Annotated in this window: 4 protein-coding genes; 3 read left to right on the top strand and 1 reads right to left on the bottom strand. The window is 64.4% G+C overall.

Features of this window, described 5'->3' with window-relative positions; translation table 11 throughout:
- On the top strand, window positions 1-921 hold a 921-nt coding region (locus VIG90_RS02035; RefSeq protein ID WP_331591763.1), incomplete at its 5' end, for a serine/threonine protein phosphatase.
- A gap of 368 nt (window positions 922-1,289) precedes the next feature.
- On the opposite strand, the gene VIG90_RS02030 is transcribed toward VIG90_RS02035, so the two are convergent.
- Window positions 1,290-1,952, bottom strand: a complete 663-nt coding sequence (locus VIG90_RS02030) for a TetR/AcrR family transcriptional regulator (RefSeq protein WP_331591761.1) — start codon at window positions 1,950-1,952, stop codon at window positions 1,290-1,292.
- A gap of 241 nt (window positions 1,953-2,193) precedes the next feature.
- Here VIG90_RS02030 and VIG90_RS02025 point away from each other — a divergent pair, with 241 nt between their 5' ends.
- Together VIG90_RS02025 and VIG90_RS02020 are read left to right on the top strand one after the other, a co-directional pair.
- Window positions 2,194-4,404 (top strand): TonB-dependent receptor, encoded by a 2,211-nt coding sequence (locus VIG90_RS02025; protein WP_331591759.1) that lies wholly within the window; start codon window positions 2,194-2,196, stop codon window positions 4,402-4,404.
- 11 nt (window positions 4,405-4,415) lie between these two features.
- A partial coding sequence (locus tag VIG90_RS02020; protein WP_331591758.1) for a nuclear transport factor 2 family protein occupies window positions 4,416-4,653 on the top strand: 238 nt, incomplete at its 3' end.

Here is a 4,653-nt window from a genome sequence, read left to right as displayed (position 1 = left end):
GTCCAGACGCGCGGGTTCGAGATCCCGGCCGCCGGGCAAGGCTTCCAGCTTCTGGCCGGCAAGCTGCCGTTCTCGGTCGTGCCGGGCAATCACGACTATGATGCGCTCTGGACCGACCCGGCCCAGCCCCCGCGGCCCGAGGAAAACAAGGCGGGCGTGCGCCATGTCGGGGGGCTGAGCGGCTACCTCTCAGAGTTCTCGTCGCAGTCGGCCTTGTTCAAGGATCAGCCCTGGTACGTCGCCTCGAACGATGGCGGCGCCGACAGCGCGCAGGTCTTCACCGCAGGCGCGTGCCGCTTCCTTCACATAGGGTTGCAATACCATGCGCCCGATGCCTCGCTGGCCTGGGCGCGCGAGATCATCCAGCGGTTTGCCGGCCTGCCCACCATCATCACGACGCATGACTATCTGCACCGGGACGGCAAGCGCAACCGGCGCTCCAACCCGAACAATGCCGTGCTCGACCCGACCGACAACGACCCCCAGATGATCTGGGAGGAGTTCATCGCCAATCACGACCAGATCTTCATGGTGCTGAGCGGCCATGTCGGCGGACAGGGTTATAGTGTTGGCAAGAACCGCAATGGCCTGCCGGTCTACCAGGTGATGGCGGACTATCAGAGCCGGGGGCAGACGGCAAAGGATGCAGGCGACAAAGGCACGGCGATCGGGGATGGCTGGCTGCGCCTGATGGAATTCCGGCTCGATGGCGATGCGCCAGAAATCAAGGTGCGGACCTACTCGACCCATTACAAGGCGTACAGCTCGGAGCTGGCCAGCTATGCCGCCTGGTACAAGGCCGGCGAGGGGCAGGCCGATTTATCGGACGAAGAATTTGGCCAGCGGGATGAATTTACAATCGAGCTTGATGGATTTCACGAGCGGTTCGGGACGCCGACCCGTGCATCGCCCAGTGACTGATTTTCAATAAGACGGAAAAAAGCGATCGGCCGGACAAGGCAGATCGCTTTTTCCGGGCTGGCCTTCTTCGGCAAATTGCCCTCGCTCTGCGCTGTGCAAGATCAAGAGCAGGCTTTTTTCTTGCCTGTCAGGCTGTCAGGCGCCGACCTGCCTGCGCAGGGGGCTTGCGCACCTGAACCGGTACCGGGCCCCTGCCGAAATGCGCCCCCAGAAGGCGGGCGCCGTCACTCTGCCTGCCCCCTTTGCGGGCCAAGTCCGGCCTGCCCCCCCGGGTGGCCTATATCCTCGGCCACCGACGCGCTGAACGATCTACCATGTGAAGCCCCCTTGCATCATCAGGGCCGGCCCATGCATCTTCCAGCCTGCGCTCAAGCCTCCGGCCCGGTGCCCGTACCTTCCGCCAGGGCGCGCGCGCCGGCAATGAGCAGCTCCATCAGCGAGCGGATCTGCGCCTCGCTGACGTCCCCGTTTCCGTGGAACAGCCGCATCACCACCGGGCCTATGATGGCATCGATGAGAAGATTCATGTCCTTCAGCTTCGGCAGTTCGCCCGAGGCGAGGCCATGCTCGAGAATTTCGCGCACCGGCAGGCGGCGCTGCTCGATATAGGCGCGCAAGGCCCTCATCAGTTCCGCGTTGTGTTCGCATTGGGCCACGAGCGACGGGAGCATGGTCACCATGCGCGTCTCGGCCTGCCGCTGACCCGGCGCCGTCTTCACCATCTGGACGAACTGCTGGATGAAGTCCGTCAGGTTTTCAACAACGCTGCCCGTCAGCCTGGGATGAATGGCCGGAATGGCGCCGAGCGCTGCGATGACCACCTCTTCCTTGGACCGCCAGCGGCGATAAATCGTCGCCTTGCTGACACAGGCCTCGGCGGCGACCTTGTCGAGCGTAAAGCCGTTGTAGCCGTGCTGGATGAGCAGGACCATGGCCGCATCCAGGATGGCCTGCTCCGATTCCAAGCTTCGCGGCCGGCCGGGCAGATGCCGGTCGTCATCGGTCTCGTGCTCGGTGATCCGGCTGCTCATCTCGACTCCTGTCCCCAAAGAACACATCGATCCCTAAAACACTAAATTTGTTCTGTCAAATAACGAGCCGGTTCGGCTCGAGCCGAGCAATGCAACCCATAGGTACGCACGAGTACTTTTCTTTCGAGTACGCTGGAGTACCGTTTTTATATTGACTTTAGACTAGGTTGATAATCAAGTGGCGCCCGCAGTACCAGTGGCGATTCGGCGTGTCGGTTAACGCTTCGAACGGGGGAATTCCGTGAAGGCCCAAGAGCTGTGCGCCGCTGCAAGTGCGGCCGCTTTTTCCATGTGTATCGTATCAGCCGCAGCCTGCGCGCAGGACGCGGCGGGCCTGGGTTCCCAGAGCCCCGGCATTGATGAAATCATCGTGACGGCCAGCCGGACCGGCGCGTCGAGGGTCCAGGACACGCCGCTGGCGCTGACGGCGCTGACCGCCAGCCAGCTGGAGCAGCGCGGCATTCAGGACATCCGGGGGCTCACCGACTATACGCCCTCGCTCCAGATCGCTGACTTTGCCGGCTATGCGCAGATCTTCATCCGCGGCGTCGGCTCGAACGATCCCTTTGCCGGCACCGATCCGAGCTCGACCATGCACCTGGACGGCGTCTATCTCGGGCGCACGCTCGGGTATTTTTCCAGCTTTCTTGATGTGGAGCGCATCGAGGTGCTGCGCGGGCCCCAGGGCACGCTTTACGGGCGCAACTCGGTCGGCGGCACCATCAACGTCATAACGCGCACTCCGCCTGAGGAGCCGACAGCCGAGCTCGAGGTCAGCGGCGGGACCCGGAAGACCTTTGGCGCCCAGAGCTACCTGGGCGGCAGCCTTGGCGGGGGCGCCCGGGCGGGCCTGGCGCTGCAGTACCGGCGCCACGGCAACTATTTCGACAACACCTCGAGCGGCAATGATCTGGGCCGCGAGCGCAGCTTCGGCGTGCGCGGCCAGGTCCTGGTTCCTCTAGGGCGCGCCGAGGCCATACTGCGCGCCGACTATGCGGAGCAGAAGGGCAACCTCGTCGGTTATTCCAAGCTTCTGGCGCCGACCGGCCACCCGGGCGATGATGCGGTGCTGGATGACCCGCGCACGGTGTCGCTCAACCGGGAGAACCGCCAGGACCAGGACGGCGGGGGCGTCGCGCTTGAGCTGCGCGCGCCCTTGGGCGACGAGATCACGCTGAAGTCGCTGACCGCCTGGCGCAAGCTGGTGGGCGATCTGGAATATGACTCTGATGCTAGTGCGCTCGACATCGGGCGGACGACGGTTGACTTGCGCCAGGAGCAGGTGACCCAGGATCTCTCGCTGACGGCAGCGCTGGATCGCCTGACGGTGCTGGCGGGCCTCTTCTATTATCACGAAAAGGTGCGCGAGCCGCTCAGCTTTACGCTGCCCGAGATGGGCTTCACCAATTTCCGGCTGCCCACCATCAAGACCCGCTCGCTTGCGGCCTATGCCCAGGCCGAATATGCCATCACCGAGCCGCTCTCGCTTGTGGCCGGCCTGCGCTATACCCGCGAGCGCAAGCGCCTCAGCGGCCGGTTCTTCTGGACCGCGTCCGGTTCGCTCGATTTTGATACGGCGCTCGCGGCTCCGGTCATCGGCGCGCCCTTCTTCTACGACCCCTTCAGCGTCGATGCGTCCAAGACCTATGATGCCTGGACGCCCAAGTTCGGGATCAATTTCCGGCCCAACCCCGAAACCCTCGTCTATGCGTCGGCGACCCGCGGGTTCAAGAGCGGCGGCTACGACATGGGCTCGACCGACCCGGTGACGGCCGAGACCGGCTTTGCGCCCGAGACCCTCTGGTCCTACGAGATCGGCGCCAAGGGCAGCTGGCTCGATCGCCGCCTGAGCCTTGCCGTTGCGGGCTTCCGCTACGACTACAAAGACCTTCAGGTCACGCTGTTCGTCCCGCCCTCCTACGCGATCACGCAGAACGCCGCCTCGGCCCGCACCTACGGCGTCGAGATCGAGGCCGAGGCCCGGCCCTACGAGGGGCTTTCGCTGACCGGGACCCTCGCCTACCTCGATGCGACCTACCGGCGCTATCCGGGGGCCTATACGGCCGTCTTCGGCCCGTTCGATGCAACCGGCAAGCGCCTCAACAACGCGCCCGAGTGGGCATTTACGCTGGGCACCCAGTACAGCTTTGAAGCGGCGGGCGGCATGGCCTTTTTAGGGGCTGACTACAAGTGGCAGGACAGGATCTATTTCAGCCCGGCCAATGACGGCGTCGGCGGCACGAGAGGCTACCTCGAGCAGCAGGGCTCCTATGGCCTTCTCAACGGCCGGCTCGGCTGGACGAGCAGCGATGACCGGTGGAGCGTCACCCTTATCGGGCGCAATCTCCTAAACGAGGACTACATCGTCTCGACGGCCAGCTACACGGCGGCGATCTCGGGGCGGCCCGGAACGCCCCGGACGGTTGAACTCAGCCTGTCCATGAAATGGTAAGGAAGCCGACCATGCTGACACTTGAAAAGCTTGCCGAGCGTGTTGCGGAACTGGAAGACCGCGAGGCCCTGCGCGAGCTCAAGCACCGCTACCTGATGGCGGCGGACCGCCATGACCTGGAAGGGGTGCGCGACTGCTTTGCGCCCGATGGCGCGGTCATCGAGTTCGAGGGGTTCCCGCGGTGCGAGGGCCGGGACAACCTGGTTGCCATGATGGCCGACCAGGGCGGCAAGCCCGGGTTCTTCACCA

The sequence above is a fragment of the Pedomonas sp. genome, assembly GCF_036515995.1.
Taxonomy (GTDB): domain Bacteria; phylum Pseudomonadota; class Alphaproteobacteria; order Sphingomonadales; family Sphingomonadaceae; genus Pedomonas.
The sequence above is the reverse complement of the archived record's forward strand: the minus strand, read 5'-3'. Positions and strand labels throughout refer to the sequence as shown.

Bases quoted from the DNA above. Each gene is read 5' to 3' on its own strand.
- VIG90_RS02030 (WP_331591761.1), bottom strand. From the start codon at position 1,952: ATGAGCAGCCGGATCACCGAGCACGAGACCGATGACGACCGGCATCTG.